15 protein-coding genes, 1 tRNA gene and 1 pseudogene are annotated in these 16403 nt (G+C 45.3%); 16 read left to right on the top strand and 1 reads right to left on the bottom strand.

Annotated features, from left to right (window positions below; genetic code table 11):
* Nucleotides 1–284 precede the first annotated feature (284 nt).
* From ACTTKA_RS10650 to ACTTKA_RS10580, 15 genes and pseudogenes are all read left to right on the top strand, one after another.
* The gene (locus ACTTKA_RS10650) at nt 285–2000 is read left to right on the top strand and encodes a glutamine--tRNA ligase/YqeY domain fusion protein (RefSeq protein WP_442725022.1); all 1716 of its coding nucleotides are present in this window, start codon (nt 285–287) and stop codon (nt 1998–2000) included.
* A 64-nt stretch (nt 2001–2064) separates the two neighbouring features.
* Complete coding sequence (locus ACTTKA_RS10645) at nt 2065–3147, top strand: tetratricopeptide repeat protein (protein WP_442725021.1); 1083 nt, start codon at nt 2065–2067, stop codon at nt 3145–3147.
* Between the two features lie 4 nt (nt 3148–3151).
* Complete coding sequence (locus tag ACTTKA_RS10640) at nt 3152–4084, top strand: DUF368 domain-containing protein (RefSeq protein WP_442713290.1); 933 nt, start codon at nt 3152–3154, stop codon at nt 4082–4084.
* A gap of 182 nt (nt 4085–4266) precedes the next feature.
* Nucleotides 4267–4821 (top strand): CD225/dispanin family protein, encoded by a 555-nt coding sequence (locus tag ACTTKA_RS10635; RefSeq protein WP_442725020.1) that lies wholly within the window; start codon nt 4267–4269, stop codon nt 4819–4821.
* A 3-nt stretch (nt 4822–4824) separates the two neighbouring features.
* On the top strand, nt 4825–5283 hold the full coding sequence (locus ACTTKA_RS10630; RefSeq protein ID WP_442725019.1) for a DUF2752 domain-containing protein: 459 nt from the start codon (nt 4825–4827) through the stop codon (nt 5281–5283).
* Between the two features lie 59 nt (nt 5284–5342).
* On the top strand, nt 5343–5573 hold the full coding sequence (locus ACTTKA_RS10625) for a 4Fe-4S dicluster domain-containing protein (RefSeq protein WP_442713287.1): 231 nt from the start codon (nt 5343–5345) through the stop codon (nt 5571–5573).
* 4 nt (nt 5574–5577) lie between these two features.
* The gene (locus ACTTKA_RS10620) at nt 5578–6654 is read left to right on the top strand and encodes a 3-methyl-2-oxobutanoate dehydrogenase subunit VorB (RefSeq protein ID WP_442725018.1); all 1077 of its coding nucleotides are present in this window, start codon (nt 5578–5580) and stop codon (nt 6652–6654) included.
* A gap of 11 nt (nt 6655–6665) precedes the next feature.
* Nucleotides 6666–6839, top strand: coding sequence for a hypothetical protein (locus ACTTKA_RS10615; RefSeq protein WP_014225951.1), 174 nt, complete (start codon nt 6666–6668; stop codon nt 6837–6839).
* Between the two features lie 22 nt (nt 6840–6861).
* On the top strand, nt 6862–7623 hold the full coding sequence (locus ACTTKA_RS10610; RefSeq protein ID WP_442713286.1) for a thiamine pyrophosphate-dependent enzyme: 762 nt from the start codon (nt 6862–6864) through the stop codon (nt 7621–7623).
* A gap of 20 nt (nt 7624–7643) precedes the next feature.
* A complete protein-coding gene (locus ACTTKA_RS10605) occupies nt 7644–8186 on the top strand; it encodes a 2-oxoacid:acceptor oxidoreductase family protein (RefSeq protein WP_014225949.1) in 543 nt (180 codons plus the stop codon).
* Nucleotides 8183–10363 (top strand): putative porin, encoded by a 2181-nt coding sequence (locus ACTTKA_RS10600; protein WP_442725017.1) that lies wholly within the window; start codon nt 8183–8185, stop codon nt 10361–10363. The genes ACTTKA_RS10605 and ACTTKA_RS10600 overlap by 4 nt, the downstream gene beginning before the upstream one ends.
* A 3-nt stretch (nt 10364–10366) precedes the next feature.
* Nucleotides 10367–11179, top strand: a pseudogene (locus tag ACTTKA_RS10595) (transporter substrate-binding domain-containing protein); the annotation flags it as partial.
* A 238-nt stretch (nt 11180–11417) separates the two neighbouring features.
* Nucleotides 11418–12737 carry a DEAD/DEAH box helicase gene (locus ACTTKA_RS10590; protein ID WP_442725016.1) on the top strand — a complete coding sequence of 440 codons (1320 nt, stop codon included), beginning with the start codon at nt 11418–11420 and terminating at the stop codon, nt 12735–12737.
* A gap of 4 nt (nt 12738–12741) precedes the next feature.
* Nucleotides 12742–13545 carry a 4-(cytidine 5'-diphospho)-2-C-methyl-D-erythritol kinase gene (gene ispE, locus ACTTKA_RS10585; protein ID WP_046825374.1) on the top strand — a complete coding sequence of 268 codons (804 nt, stop codon included), beginning with the start codon at nt 12742–12744 and terminating at the stop codon, nt 13543–13545.
* Nucleotides 13542–15359, top strand: coding sequence for a YgiQ family radical SAM protein (locus ACTTKA_RS10580; protein ID WP_442725015.1), 1818 nt, complete (start codon nt 13542–13544; stop codon nt 15357–15359). The genes ispE and ACTTKA_RS10580 overlap by 4 nt, the downstream gene beginning before the upstream one ends.
* A 19-nt stretch (nt 15360–15378) precedes the next feature.
* Here ACTTKA_RS10580 and argB read toward each other — a convergent pair whose 3' ends face one another.
* Nucleotides 15379–16146: an acetylglutamate kinase gene (gene argB, locus ACTTKA_RS10575; RefSeq protein WP_442725014.1), complete on the bottom strand. Its 768-nt coding sequence runs from the start codon at nt 16144–16146 to the stop codon at nt 15379–15381.
* Between the two features lie 73 nt (nt 16147–16219).
* On the opposite strand from argB, the gene ACTTKA_RS10570 reads away from it, so the two are divergent.
* A tRNA-Gly gene (locus ACTTKA_RS10570) sits at nt 16220–16292 on the top strand.
* Nucleotides 16293–16403 lie beyond the last annotated feature (111 nt).

Here is a 16403-nt window from a genome sequence, read left to right as displayed (position 1 = left end):
GGGCTTCGAGTAAGATGATTTTGTCTTTTTGAGTTTTACCGGACAGCAATAATTGAATATCAAGATGTTGGAAAGGGCGTTTTCAGGCATGTTTCTCAAGGGTTGTTTCCGGCATCCAGACGCCGAAAACACCTCATGTTTTTTTGCTTTCACAAAAGCAGATAAAACGTTTCTCATCAGCAGGTAACTTCTTGCTCTGTTGATAACTTCATATACAATACCCTTGTACATTAGGCGCTAATCCTTATCTTTGCGCCATAAAAGACATCAAAAAATCAATAGCAATGGCAGAAAATACACCTCTGGAAGAAAATAAAAAAAGCCTGAATTTCATCGAACAAATCATTGAAAAAGACTTGTCTGAAGGTAAAAACGACGGACGGGTTCAAACACGCTTTCCGCCCGAACCGAACGGCTACCTGCATATCGGGCATGCCAAAGCCATCTGTCTCGATTTCGGTATCGCCGAACAATATCGAGGCGTGTGCAACCTGCGCTTTGACGATACGAACCCTACGAAAGAAGATGTAGAGTACGTCGATTCGATTCAGGAAGATATTCGCTGGTTGGGCTTCCAATGGGAAAACATCTTTTATGCTTCGGATTACTTTCAACAACTCTTCGACTTTGCCGTTTCACTCATCAAAAAAGGGAAAGCATACGTCGACGAACAAAGTGCGGAGGCCATTGCCGCACAAAAAGGAACACCGACGCAGGCCGGTACGGACAGCCCTTATCGTAACCGTCCGACAGAAGAAAGTTTAGACCTCTTTCTCCGCATGAATCGCGGAGATTTTGAAGAAGGCGCCATGACCTTACGGGCCAAGATCGATATGGCTTCGCCCAATATGCACTTCCGCGATCCCATCATCTATCGTATCATTAAAACACCCCATCACCGGACAGGAAAAACATGGAATGTCTATCCGATGTACGACTTCGCCCACGGACAAAGCGACTATTTTGAAGGGGTAACCCATTCGCTCTGTACGCTCGAATTTGAAGTACACCGGCCGTTATACGATCATTTTATCGACTTGCTGATCGACAGCGAATGCGGAAAAGGCGGCGATTACCGTCCGCGACAAACGGAGTTCAATCGTCTGAACCTGACTTATACCGTGATGAGCAAGCGCAAGCTGCTCCAACTGGTTAAAGAAAAGTTGGTAGACGGCTGGGACGACCCGCGTATGCCGACCATCTGCGGTTATCGCCGAAGAGGTTTCACCCCCTCCTCCATTCGCCGATTCATCCATCTGATCGGTTATACGAAATACGACGGTATGATCGATGTCGCATTGCTCGAACATGCTGTGCGCGAAGACCTGAACGCTACAGCACGGCGTGTCGCCGCGGTACTCCGCCCCGTCAAGCTGATCATCACCAACTATCCCGAAGGACAGGTAGAGATGATGACCTCGGTCAACAATCCGGAAAACCCCGCAGACGGGACACATGAGATTGCTTTTTCGCGTGAACTGTATATCGAACAGGACGATTTTATGGAAGATGCTCCCAAAAAATATTACCGTCTGACGCCGGGGCAGGAAGTACGCTTGCGGTGCGCTTACATCGTGAAATGTACGGGATGTAAGAAGAATGCGGACGGCAAGGTGGAAGAAGTTTACGCCGAATACGACCCGAATACGAGAACCGGAATGCCCGACAGCAACCGAAAAGTAAAAGGCACGATACACTGGGTGTCTGCCGCCCACGCGTTACCTGCCGAAGTGCGTCTTTACGACCGCCTGTTTAACGTGGAAAATCCGGCCGAAGAAAAAGACAAAGATTTTCATGAGCTGCTGAATCCGGATTCGTTGCAGGTGCTGACCGACTGCTTCGTAGAGGAAGATCTGGCACAGGCCAAACCTTACGATCACTTTCAGTTCCAACGTATCGGATATTTCAACCTCGATCCGGACAGTCGTCGTGACGGCAAGCTGATCTTCAACCGCACCGTATCGTTGAAAGATACATGGAGCAAGAAAGTAAACGGTTGATAAAAGACGATATATCTATACTCATTGGGGGGAACTCATGACCTTGCTGGAACGATATAAAGAAATGCACGAAAAAGGTGTGGAAGTTTATTTCGATGCCGACGAAATCATTCGGCTGCTTGAATATTTCGAGGATGAGAATGATTTTGAAGGATTCACTCAGGTGCTTGAGTTGGGACTAAAGCTGCATCCTGAAAATACCGGCATTAAAATCAAGGAATGTAAGGTTTATATTTATCGGGAAAAGTATGCCGAAGCGTTGGAGCGCATAAAAAGCATCGGCGATGATGACGATCCCGAACTTTTACTGCTTAAAGTGCAGTGTCTGTACGTCATGGACCTCCATCACGAAGCAGATGCACTCCTCAATCAGCACCCTGTGGATGAAGAGTTGAGAATTATCTATGAAGACCTCACTCCCATTTTGAGTGAGATCGGTAAAGATGAAGTAGCATTCAAACTTGTCAAGCATGCGATTCAACTCTTCCCTGACAGTGTCATTCTTAAAGAAGAATATTGCTATCATGAAGAGATGGCGGGTGATTTACAGCACGCCTTGCAAATATGCAGGGAGTTGATCGATATAAACCCCTACTCTACCGATTATTGGTACATACAGGGACGCTTACTCTCCAATCTCGGACAATATGAAGAAGCTATCCATTCTTTCGATTTTGCGCTCACTTGCGACGAGGATGACATAGAAGTCAGATTATTACGTGCCTACTGTCTCTTTATGAACGAAAATTATGAGAAAGCGATCGAAGCCTATCTGGATTTGCTTTCGGACAAAAAAGACATCACCGACCATATCGAACCGATTTTGGCAGAATGCTACCTGAAAGCAGATGATTTCGAACGCGCATATACTTTATTTAACAAGTTGCTTGGAAAACCGGAAGTGCTCTCACAAGTAGCGCGATACAATATACATCACCGCATTTTCTCACAAACGGACGAACATAACAATAAGGTGGCTGAGTATTTAAATAAAATGTTTTTTGCTGCCGGAAAAATGCAGGAAAACGAACAGACGTCGGACAACCATTTTCTGCATGCACAAGATATACGTTCGCAAAAGCCTTTCCTTTTGCCCCCCGACGGATTGTCGGAAGAATTTATTAAAAACAGACATCATCTGAATTAGAGATATGAATCGTACATTTAAAGATTATGCCCTGCTGATGCTCAAAGGCATCGGCATGGGGGCAGCCGATGTGGTACCGGGTGTTTCTGGAGGAACAATCGCCTTCATTGTCGGCATATATGAGGAGCTTATCGATTCGATTAAGAGCATAAATCTCACTTCGTTAAAAATGCTCTTTTCGCTGAAGTTCGGTCGCTTCTGGAAAGCCGTCAACGGTAATTTTCTGCTGGCCATCATCTCAGGTATCGGCATCAGTATTTTCTCACTGGCCAAACTGATTACCTATCTGCTGGTACACGAGCCGGTGCTGGTTTGGGCGTTCTTTTTCGGGTTGGTGCTGGCATCGATCTGGTTTGTTTCGCGTGAAGTTACAAAATGGAATGTAAAAACGGTGGCTGGATTCGTATTGGGAGCCGTAGCAGCTTATGTGATAACCGTCACTACACCTGCCGAAACTCCGGATGATTTATGGTTCATCTTTCTCTGTGGAGCCATCGCCATTTGTGCGATGATTCTTCCCGGCATATCGGGCAGCTTTATTTTGGTTTTACTCGGAAAATACTTCTTTATCATGGAAGCTGTCAAATCTCTTCGGATGAGTATCTTGTTGGTCTTCGCCGGAGGAGCTGTAATCGGAATCTCGTTATTTTCTCGCGCACTGTCTTACGCGTTGCATCGTTTCCACAACATCACCATCGCCGTTCTGAGCGGCTTTATGTTAGGGTCACTCAATAAAGTGTGGCCGTGGAAAGAAACGATCGAGACGTACATCGACCGTCATGGTGTAGCCAAACCTCTGATCGAAGCAAATATTTTACCCGATCGCCAATTATGGGAAGCGATTGGATTGGCTGCCGCAGGGTTTGTTCTCGTTTATCTGTTGGAGTTGATCTCACTAAAAGGCAAAAAGAAAAAAACGGAGATACCTAACGCATAATATCTACCTTCCCAAGTTTCTTCAAGACATGTAAAAAGAGACTTTTTCTTTCTTTTCCGGAATATTTTTAGGGATTCTTGGACGATATATAGGTAATACGGTAAATTTCTGTATTTTTGTAGGCCGAAAATCATAACCGGTTTTTGAACATATATTTCTTAATTATAAAACAGAATAAACAAATGGACAAAGAGTATTACTATTTGAATGGGGACACCAAAGTAGGTCCTTTCTCATTGGACGCTTTGAAAAGCGCTCCGATTAATCCGGACACGTTAGTTTGGAACAACTCGTTACCGGAGTGGGTAGCTGCACGTACATTGCCGGAGTTACAAGACATGTTTGCCGCAGCAGGAAACACGCCGGCTTCTTCGAATTATGATCAAAGAGAGCCTAAATACAACATGAACACTGCACAGAGCACAAATTATTCGACAGGCGGCGGTACTTTCGGCGATCCGAATATGCCTAAACCTCCGATGCCGGAGAATTACTTGGTGTGGGCAATTCTCTCTACCGTTCTTTGCTGTATGCCGTTAGGTATTGTATCGATCATCTATTCCACAAAAGTAAACTCCGCATATACAGCCGGAGATTATACCGGTGCGGAAAAGGCCTCGAAAGATGCAAAAAAATGGGCAATCTGGAGTGCTATCGTCGCAGGAGTACTATGGATTCTTTATCTTATAGTCATTATCATCATCGGAGTAGGCGCTGCGATGAGTGGTGATATGTAAATTATGGACGGATATGCGGAGCTTTTCGGCGTGAAAGCTCCGCATCCATTAGCTTTATTATACATTATGTATCTTGTTTCTCGATACAAAATTATCCTCTGGATTTTTCTTTTTTTGGTTTTCCTGATCGCAATCTATATCTATTCACACATCCACCCAAACAGCTCTCCATTCTTTCCCAAATGCCCCTTCTTGATGTTCACCGGGATCAAATGTCCTGGATGCGGTTCGCAACGGGCTATCCATGCCTTGCTTCATGCCGACATAAAAACAGCCTTTTCTTATAATGCCCTGCTTGTACTCTCGATACCGTATGTTATCCTGCTTCTCTGCGTTCGCATTTATCAACTCTTTAATCCTTATAGTCCACTGATTTTAAAAGTACAGAAAAACCTTTATATCTGGATATTCTTTGCTATCGCGATGACTTTTTTCGTCGCCCGCAATATTTTCAATTTCTAACTTGTTTTTTATTCTTTTTTTTGTAGTTTTGCATCCCAGTAGATAAAAATAAAGGATTTATGGCAAAAGTAAAAGGAATGGTAGTGGTCAACACCGAACGGTGTAAAGGCTGCAACTTATGTGTCGTGGCCTGTCCTTGCAATGTACTGGAGTTGCACCCGCGTGAGGTCAATAACAAAGGCTATCACTATGCATATATGAAAGAGCCTGACAATTGTACCGGTTGTGCCAGTTGCGGATGGGTTTGTCCCGATGGATGTTTAACCGTCTATAGAAAGAAAATGGATTAACGCTATGGAAGAAGTAAGACTTATGAAAGGGAACGAAGCGCTGGCCCATGCAGCGATTCGTTATGGAACAGACGGATATTTTGGTTATCCGATTACACCTCAGTCGGAAGTCATGGAAACACTGATGGAAGAAAGACCGTGGGAAACGACAGGTATGGTAGTACTGCAAGCTGAGAGTGAAGTTGCCTCGATTAATATGGTTTACGGAGGTGCTGCAACAGGTAAGCGAGTCATGACCTCGTCGTCCAGCCCGGGTATGAGCTTGATGCAGGAAGGCGTTTCCTATATTGCCGGATCGGATCTCCCTTGCTTGATTGTAAATGTAATGCGTGGCGGCCCCGGATTGGGTACGATTCAGCCGAGTCAGGCCGACTATTTTCAGACGGTGAAAGGTGGAGGCCACGGCGACTACCGGTTGATTGCTCTTGCCCCTTCGTCGGTACAGGAAACGGCTGATTTTGTCGGACTCGGTTTCGATCTTGCATTCAAATATCAAACACCGGCGATTATCATTACCGACGGTATGATTGGCCAGTTGATGGAAAAAGTGGTGCTTCCCCCGTTCCGTCCGCGAAAAACGGAGGCAGAGATTGCAAAAGAATCACCTTGGGCAGTTACCGGAAAAACGGGCGGTCGCAAACCCAATATCATTACTTCTTTGGAGTTGGATCCGGTCATCATGGAAAAAAAGAACTTACACTTTCAGGAAAAATACAGCCGGATAGAGAAAAACGAAGTACGCTATGAAGAATATAAATGCGAAGATGCGGAGTATCTGTTGATAGCATTCGGCTCATCGGCACGAATCTGCCAGAAAGCGATTGAAATAGCACGTGGTCAAGGATTGAAACTCGGTCTGATCCGTCCGATTACTTTGTGGCCGTTCCCTACTCAGGTGATTGCTAGTTATGCCGATAAAGTGAAAGGGATGCTTTCCGTAGAGCTGAATGCCGGACAGATGGTCGAAGATGTACGTTTAGCGGTGAACGGACGTGTCAAAGTCGAGCATTTCGGCCGGTTGGGTGGCATCGTTTTCACTCCGGACGAAATTCTGAGAGCCGTTGAAGAGAAACTGATGTAATTTAGCAAGTAATGAAACGAGGAGACCGATTAGACGAACTGTTTACCCTGCTGTTTATGGTGTTGACGATTGTAGCCGGCATCCTCTATTTTACCGTGAAAGATAGTCATTTGCCGTTCCTGATATGTGGAGGAATCGCTATTCTTTTACGCATAGTACAATATCTTATGAGATTTTTGGGTTAAAAAACTTACGGAATATTCAAAAATGGAAACAATAGAAATAATTAAACCTGAAAATTTGGTCTACAAAAAGCCCAAATTGATGAATGATAACTCCATGCATTATTGCCCGGGATGCAGTCATGGCGTTATCCATAAACTGATCGCCGAAGTATCCGAGGAGATGGGAATGGAAGAAAAGACGATCGGCATCTCACCTGTCGGATGTGCAGTATTTGCTTACAACTATATCGATATCGACTGGATTGAAGCAGCCCACGGACGTGCACCGGCGGTTGCCACGGCCGTAAAGCGAGTGAACCCCGATAAGATGGTCTTTACATATCAAGGTGACGGCGACTTGGCAGCCATCGGAACAGCTGAGACAATTCATGCCGCTAATCGCGGCGAAAATATCGTGATTATTTTTGTAAATAATGCCATTTATGGTATGACGGGCGGACAGATGGCTCCGACAACTTTGGTTGGAATGCCTACGGCTACCTGTCCTCATGGCCGTGACGTGGAACTGAACGGATATCCTCTACGAATCGGCAATATACTGGCGCAATTGGATGGGACGTGTTTAGTTACCCGTCAAAGTGTACAGACCCCGGCAGCTGCCAAGAAAGCAAAAAAGATGCTGCGGTTAGCTTTTGAAAACTCCATGGCTCGCAAAGGTACATCGGTAGTAGAGTTTGTTTCCACCTGTTCTTCCGGATGGAAAAAGACACCGGTTGAGTCGAACAAATGGATGGAAGAACACATGTTCCCCTTCTATCCCTTGGGAGACTTGAAAAATGTATAACAATTAGTAGCAGACAAGATATGCAATACGAAATAATTATAGCAGGTTTTGGCGGACAAGGTGTGTTATCGATGGGAAAAATTCTCGCTTATTCGGGGCTCATGGAAAATAAAGAAGTAACTTGGATGCCTTCCTATGGTCCGGAACAACGTGGCGGAACAGCCAATGTGACCGTGATCCTGAACGACGAACGAATCAGTTCCCCCATATTGAACGAATACGATATTGCCGTGATTCTGAACCAACCTTCGATGGATAAATTCCAATCGAAAGTGAAGAAAGGCGGCATTCTTATTTATGACGGATATGGAATTCATAAGCCGGTCACACGCACGGATATTAATGTGTACCGTATTGATGCGATGGATACGGCTACGGAACTAAATATGCAAAAGACGTTCAACATGATCGTGTTGGGCGGGCTCCTCAAAGTCGTTCCGATGGTAAAACTGGAAAGCGTGCTTCTCGGTCTGAAAAAGACGCTTCCTGAACGACATCATACTTTGATTCCGGCCAATGAAGCCGCCATCAAAAAAGGTATGGAACTCATCCAAAAGGTGTGAATCGAAGGCATTGTGTCTATTCCATCCTGTACCTGTGCCTCGATTTGAGACACGGGCTATATGGTTTATTGTTATGCCTGCTGTGTGTAACGACCGTATTCGCACAAGAGCGATCGCGCAGCAGCGGCCGCAGGGGGGGATTCTCTCTTACGGCACGTAACGCGGCACAACTTCCGGACAGTTTACTCGTTCCCGATAGCACCGATATCGGCATCAGACGCATCAACGGCTATCACTTGACCGAGAAACTGGGAGATCGGATTCTTGCTCCGATGGATACGAATCGTCTGAATACGGCAAACAGCACGTTAATGGAAGGGAGAGGAATAGCCGGCGCCTATACCGGAAATATCGGATCACCCTGGCAGAGTCGCATCTTCAGCGAGCGAAAAGAAGAACGCGATTTTATCTTTGCAGATGTTTTCGACGGAGATATAATTACTCCTTCCAACGGATATTTCTATGATGTTAAGGTACCTTATACACATATCCTATATACACGTGCCGGTGGTTCTACCAAACGTGAAGAACAGCTGAAAGGCGTGTTAACAAGCAATTTCGGAAAAAAAATTAATGCCGGTGTAGATTTTAATTATATCTACAGTCGGGGACAATATACGTCGAATAATAACAAACTACTCAGTTATAGATTGTTCGGAAACTACTTATCGGACCGTTATGAGGCACACATACATCTCCGTAATTTTAATTTCATCCAAAATGAAAATGGCGGATTGACAGATGACCGGTATATTACATCGCCGGATGATTTTGAAGACGGGCGTCGCGGGGTCGACAGCAAATCGTATCCGACACGGTTTACAAATACATGGAATCGTATCCGTGGTAAAAACGTTTTCCTTACGCACCGTTATAATTTGGGATTTTACCGTGAGATGACTGAGAGCGAAGCCAAACGAAAACAAGAGAAAGACGCTCAACGTGAAGCGTTGAAGAAACAGGAAGAGGAAGAGAAAAACTCGACTGGTCGTCCTGAAGAGCAGGAGGAAGCAGAAGCAGAAGATATTCATGCCAACGAAGTCTTCGTGCCTGTGGCCAGCGTTATTCATACCGTCGAATATGAAGATTTCCGCAGACGATTTATTTCCAAAGATATGGGAATTGATACGTGCTACGTGAACCGCTACGATACGGTCGGACGTGTCCCCAATGATGTTTCGTCGGCATGGAATTTGAAAAATACGGTCGCTCTTTCGTTGCGTGAGGGATTTCAGGATTGGGCTAAATTTGGTCTGACGGCTTTTGTCAGTTTTGAGAAAAGAAACTTCAAAATGCCCGGAGACTCAGCTAAAGGAGCTATCCGCAACATGCAAAAGTACGATGAATATGCTACTTTTTTAGGTGCCGAACTCTCTAAACGACGCGGAAGTCTCCTCACCTATCAAGGACGCGGTGAACTCTGCGTGTTAGGTGATGATATCGGAGAGTTTCGCTTGACGGGACTTGTCAAAACACGGTTTCGACTCTTTAAAAAAGAGGCTTCTATTCAGGCAGACGGATACATCAAAAATTTGCGTCCTGCGTTTTTCCAACGTCATTACAGCAGTCGTTATTTCTTTTGGGACAAGGATCTGAAGAATACACAGCGTATCTATGTAGGGGGAACTGTGGGTTGGGAACAAACGCGCACACGTTTGTCGGCTGGAGTTGAAAGCATTCAGAATCATATCTTCTTCAACAAACAAGGTCTTCCTGAACAATTCGGGAGCAATCTGCAGGTAATTACTGCGCGTCTACGACAAGACTTTCGATTCAAGGCTTTTGGATGGGATAACGAACTCGTCTATCAGACCAGCAGCAATAAGCAGGTCTTGGCTTTGCCTCAACTTTCGCTTTATTCGAATATGTATGTAACGGTTCGACTTGCGAAGGTCCTGATGGTACAGATGGGAGCCGATGTGCATTATTTTACCGAATATTACGCTCCATATTATGAGCCGGCTACGCAACAGTTCATCAATCAGGATAACATTAAAATCGGTAATTATCCGTTAGTGAATGCTTATGTTAATTTTCATCTCAAACAGGCAAGATTTTTTGTAACAGGATATAACATAAGCAAATTATTTGCGTCTCCGAATTATTTTTCAATGCCTCATTATCCGATCAATCCTATGGTTGTTAAGTTGGGGGTAGCCGTAAAGTTTAATAATTGACGTATGTTCTCACGCAAATTACTCATTATCTATATAATCCTGTTGCTTATCGTATTAGCGATTATGGGGAGTTTGATACTTCGCATGAAGTTCAATATTTCACCTCGCGATTACTATGAAATCAAACAGGACGGTGTGCTGCGTATTGTTACGGAATACAACCAATCCGGCTATTTCATGTCGGGCGATACCTTGCAGGGATTTCAGTATGAATTATGCAGGAAACTGGCCGAATATTCGGGATTGGAAGTCGAGATACATCTTGAAATGAGCCTTGATAAGAGCTTTGAAGGTTTGGAAAACAATCGGTATGATGTCATCGCCCGTAATATTCCTACGACAACCGAACTGAAGAAACATTATTTGTTTGTCGAACCGATCGTATTGAATAAACAGGTGTTGGTGCAACGTGAAGCCGCAAGCAATCAGGGAATAAAGCCGCTTCGCAACCAGTTGGAGCTGGCCAAAAAGATATTGTACGTACCCCAAAACTCACCCGCCATTTTGCGTCTGCAAAATCTTCAATACGAGATTGCCGATACGATTCATATCGTCGAAGAACCGCTTTATTCTTCCGAACAGTTGATCATTATGGTAGCCAAAGGAGATATCGATTATGCGGTTTGCGATCAACAGATTGCCCGTCTGTCGAAGAAACAATATCCCGAAATCGATATCGATACCGACATCAGTTTTACTCAGTTGCAATCATGGGCTGTTCGTAAGTATTCACCGGACTTATTGGACAGTCTGAACTACTGGTTTGCGCGGATGAAAAAAGACGGAACATTTGATAAGATCTATCGGAAGTATTATCATGTCATCTCGCCGGCGACAACGAAAATGCGCACTCCGGTACCCATTTCAACGACAGACAGCAGTCATGCGAAAGAATCTGTTGGAACAGTAGAAGGCATGCCTCATGAAACGCTCAAGCCGATATCGGAAGAAGAGAGCACAACGTATCCCGCGACTCCGGTGTCTCCGGCAGAAGAAGAACAACCGAACAAACAATTATTTGATCAAACATATTCATATTGATTAACAGAACAACATGAGATTTGACGAACTGAACCTTGGTGATGCCGTATTGGATGGTCTGGAGGCTATGAACTTCCAGGAAATGACTCCCATACAAGAACTTTCCATCCCTCCGATATTGGAAGGAAAAGACATTATCGGATGTGCCCAGACAGGTACCGGAAAAACAGCCGCTTATGTGCTGCCCATCATCAGTAAGCTGAATGATGGGAACTATCCGCAGGATGCCGTCAATGCGGTTATAATGGTACCTACCCGTGAGCTGGTACAGCAGATCGATCAGCAAATCGATGGTTTTACCTACTTTGTTCCTGTATCGGCTGTGGCCGTTTATGGGGGAACCGACGGTATTGTCTATGCCCAACAGGAGCGCGGTCTACAGATGGGAAGCGATATTGTGATTGCAACCCCCGGACGTCTTATCAGCCATTTGAATATGGGGAGTGTCGACTTGTCGCAGACGTCATTCTTTGTTCTTGATGAAGCAGACCGGATGCTCGATATGGGATTTTACGATGACATTATGCAGATTTATAAGAAACTTCCGCATGATTGTCAAATTATTATGTTTTCGGCTACGATGCCTCCTAAAATCCGGACCTTAACTCAGAACATCCTCAAAGAACCGGAAGAGATCAAAATTGCCATTTCCAAGCCGCCCGCCTCCATCATGCAGACGGCATACATCTGCTACGAAGCACATAAGATGCCGATTATTAAGCAATTGTTCTCAAAAAAACAGCCTGAACGCGTCATTATCTTTTCATCGTCCAAGATGAAAGTCAAGGAGTTGACCACGGCGCTCAAACGGCTTCAATTCAACGTTGCGGCAATGCATTCCGACCTGGAGCAAAGCGAGCGTGAGCAGGTGATGAAAGAATTCAGGAACGGTCGTATCGGAGTACTTGTAGCTACGGATGTTGTTGCACGCGGTATCGATATCAATGACATTACACTTGTCATCAATTATGATATACCCAATGACCCTGAAGATTACGTACACCGTATCGGGCGTACGGCTCGGGGAACAGACGGTAAAGGGTTGGCGATCACGTTTGTATCACAGCAGGAGCAAGCAAAATTCAAAGAGATCGAGACATTTTTGGAGAAAGAAATTTATAAGATCCCGCTTGATGCCGATTTAGGAGAAGCGCCTGCATACGAGCCTGAGAAATACAGCCGTTCGCGTTCCCGTTCGCGTAGTCGAGGCGGACAGTCATCACAAGGCAATCGCCATCGGAAAAGCGGAGGGCAACAGCAAGGCAACTTATCATCACGTCCGAAAGGTAATCGACGACGAAACAAACCTTCACAAAACCGACCGAACGGATAACACCATGATCTGCTTTCCAAATGCTAAGATAAACTTAGGATTGTCCATTGTCGGGAAAAGACCGGACGGATATCATGACCTCGAAACGATTTTTTATCCGGTTCCGCTTTGCGATGCCTTGGAGATTGTTGAGGCTGAAACCGATTCTCTCCGATGTTCCGGGATGACGTTGGATTCGGACTCGGAGAATAATTTAGTACTCAAAGCGCTCCGATCATTACGGAAAAAATATACGATTCCACCGTTAGCCGTTTATCTCAGAAAAGCGATTCCTTTCGGTGCAGGATTGGGTGGAGGATCGGCTGATGCTGCATTCATGCTGAAGCTGGTCAGCGAATATTACCGGCTGTCGGTCTCGGACGATGAATTGGAAGAAATAGCGTCCGGCATTGGAGCAGATTGCGCATTTTTCATCCGTAACCGTCCCGTGAAAGCATCGGGAATCGGAAATATTTTCGAACCCATCGATTTGTCTCTCGGCTCATACACATTATACATCGTTAAGCCGGATGTATTCGTATCGACCAAAGACGCATATTCTATGGTAAAACCGTCGCAACCGATGCATTCATTGGACGAAATTATTCGACTCCCCGTATCGGAGTGGAAAGATGTCCTAAAGAATGATTTTGAAACGAGTGTCTTTTCGCACTTCCCGATGATCGGAGAAATTAAAGATGAACTCTATGCTCAGGGAGCTGTTTATGCTTCTATGTCAGGTTCAGGATCAGCCGTTTTCGGATTGTTTGAACATGATATTTCGCTTTCCTTCCCCGGTTGTTTCGTATGGAAAGGAAAAACCAAATGAAGGCCTATCGACTCACCGACTGGCTGCCGACAACTAAAAAAGAAATGGAAATACGTGGCTGGGACTGTCTGGACGTGATTCTTTTCAGCGGCGATGCGTACGTTGATCATCCTTCGTTTGGAGCTGCGGTGATTGGGCGTATACTCGAAGCCGAAGAGCTGCGTGTGGGGATTGTTCCGCAACCCGATTGGCGAGGAGATTATCGGGATTTCAAGAAATTAGGTACCCCCCGGTTGTTCTTTGGAGTCTCTCCGGGAGCGATGGATTCGATGGTCAATCATTATACGGCGAACAAACGTTTGCGCAGTGATGATGCTTATTCTCCCAATCATCAGCCGGGATTACGTCCTGATTATCCAAGCATTGTTTATGCAAAAATCTTGAAAGAATTATTCCCGGAAGTACCTGTTGTCCTCGGTGGAATCGAGGCATCACTGCGCCGATTGGCTCATTATGACTATTGGCAAGACCGACTGAGACCGGGTATTCTGGCAGACAGTCCGGCCGATCTGCTTATCTACGGAATGGGAGAAAAACCTATCTGCGAACTGGCACGACGCCTTAAGCAAGGCATTCCGTTTCAAACGATCAGGGACATCCCACAGACAGCGTATATCGCCCATCATCATGAACCTGTAGGAACGGAAGATATCCGTCTGTTTTCATTCGAAGAATGTTTGAAGGATAAACGTAAGCAGGCACAGAATTTTCGCATCATTGAAGAAGAATCGAATAAACACGAAGCATCGCGGATGATTCAGCAGACGGGGAAACGGGCTATTATTGTCAATCCACCGTATCCTCCGATGACGACTGCCGAAATCGATGCCTCGTTCGATCTGCCTTACACTCGTCTTCCGCACCCTAAATATAAAGATAAGATCATTCCCGCTTACGAAATGATCAAATTCTCCGTTAATATCCATCGCGGATGTTTCGGTGGATGCGCGTTCTGTACCATCTCTGCGCATCAGGGGAAATTTATTGCTTCGCGCAGTAAAGAATCTGTTTTGCGAGAGGTGAAGGCTGTCACAGAGATGCCCGGTTTCAAGGGTTATATCAGTGATTTAGGCGGGCCTTCGGCCAATATGTACCGGATGAAAGGCAAGGACGAACGTATCTGCCGGAAATGCAAAAAGCCGTCCTGTATTCATCCTGTCGTATGCAAAAATCTGAATGCCGATCATGCTCCTTTGCTCGAGTTGTACAGGGAGGCCGATAAGGTGCCCGGTATCAAGAAAACGTTTATCGGAAGTGGCGTACGGTACGATTTGTTGTTGCATTCGTATGATAACGAAGCTTTACGTACAGCGGCGCGGGAGTACACCGAAGAACTGATCAAGCATCACGTTTCAGGACGTCTGAAAGTGGCGCCCGAACATACCGAAGAACATGTATTGAAGGTGATGCGAAAACCTTCATTCGCACAGTTCGAAACATTTCGTAAAATATTTGATCGCATCAACAAAGATAATGGTTTGAAACAACAACTGATTCCGTACTTTATTTCAAGTCATCCCGGATGTTCGGCTGTTCACATGGCGGAGTTGGCCGTTAAAACGAAACAGCAAAACTTTCATCTCGAACAGGTTCAGGACTTCACTCCTACTCCCATGACGGTGGCAACGGAGATTTTTTACACCGGATTTCATCCTTACACGCTCGAAAAGCTCGAATGTGCCCGAACGAAAGAAGAAAAACTCGCCCAGCGTCAGTTTTTTTTCTGGTATCAGCCCGAATTTCGTTCCCGAATCATGCGCTATCTGCGCAGTATAAAAAGAAACGATCTGATACAGAAACTCTCGAAAGGTTGAATGGAAAGGACAACAACTATTAACTTATTCTGGTTCCACTGTTTTTACCCAGTGAGGTGGCTTTCGTAATAATCACTTCTTTCACTCCGGCATCGACGGCTTTGAAGGCGTTCTCCAGCTTGGGTATCATCCCCCCTTGAATGACTCCATTTTCTTTGTATGTGTTGAATAAGGTCCGATCCATCAACGGAATCACACTCTCTTCATCGTCCTGGTTTCGCAAGACGCCATCTTTCTCGAAACAGTAAATTAAGGTCACGTCGAATCGGTTGGCCAGAGCTTTAGCCAGTTCGGAAGCGATTGTGTCGGCATTTGTATTGAGCAGTTGACCGTTCATGTCGTGGGTAATCGGTGCAACGACGGGTACAATCTTCTGCATAAGCAACATGTGTAGCATGTCGAGGCGGACCTCTTTTACATCGCCAACAAAACCGTAATCCATCTGCTCGACCGGTCGTTTGACTGAACGTACTATGTTCATGTCTGCTCCCGTCAGCCCGATAGCATCAATGCCTAAGGCCTGTAAGCGTGCCACCACGGTTTTATTGATCCATCCGGCGTACACCATAGTCACGATTTTGAGCATCGCAGCATCCGTAATGCGCCTCCCTTCGACCATTCGGCTTTCTATTCCTAATTCTCCGGCTACCTCCGTCGCCATCCGACCACCGCCGTGAACGAGTAATTTCAAACCATCAATCTTCGAAAAATCAGCAAGTAATCGGTTCAGCGAAGCTTCTTCTTCAACGATCTTCCCTCCTACCTTGACTAATATTAATTTCTGCATCCGATTTTTTTTTCGCCAAAAATACAAAAAAACGAAAAGAATAATGTACTTTTGCGCCTGCAAGTTTAATCGTGCGGCAGTAGCTCAGTTGGTAGAGCATCAGCTTCCCAAGCTGAGGGTCGCGAGTTCGAGTCTCGTTTGCCGCTCTACACTTAAACAGATGGAAGTCAAAGGTTTTATGAGTAATCATAGAACCTTTGTTCGTTTTCAGGGGGTAGCAAAAACAAACGAAAACCATGATATGTTTGCAGAAAAAC

This window comes from Tannerella sp. (assembly GCF_052170195.1).
Taxonomy (GTDB): Bacteria; Bacteroidota; Bacteroidia; order Bacteroidales; family Tannerellaceae; genus Tannerella.
The sequence above is the reverse complement of the archived record's forward strand: the minus strand, read 5'-3'. Positions and strand labels throughout refer to the sequence as shown.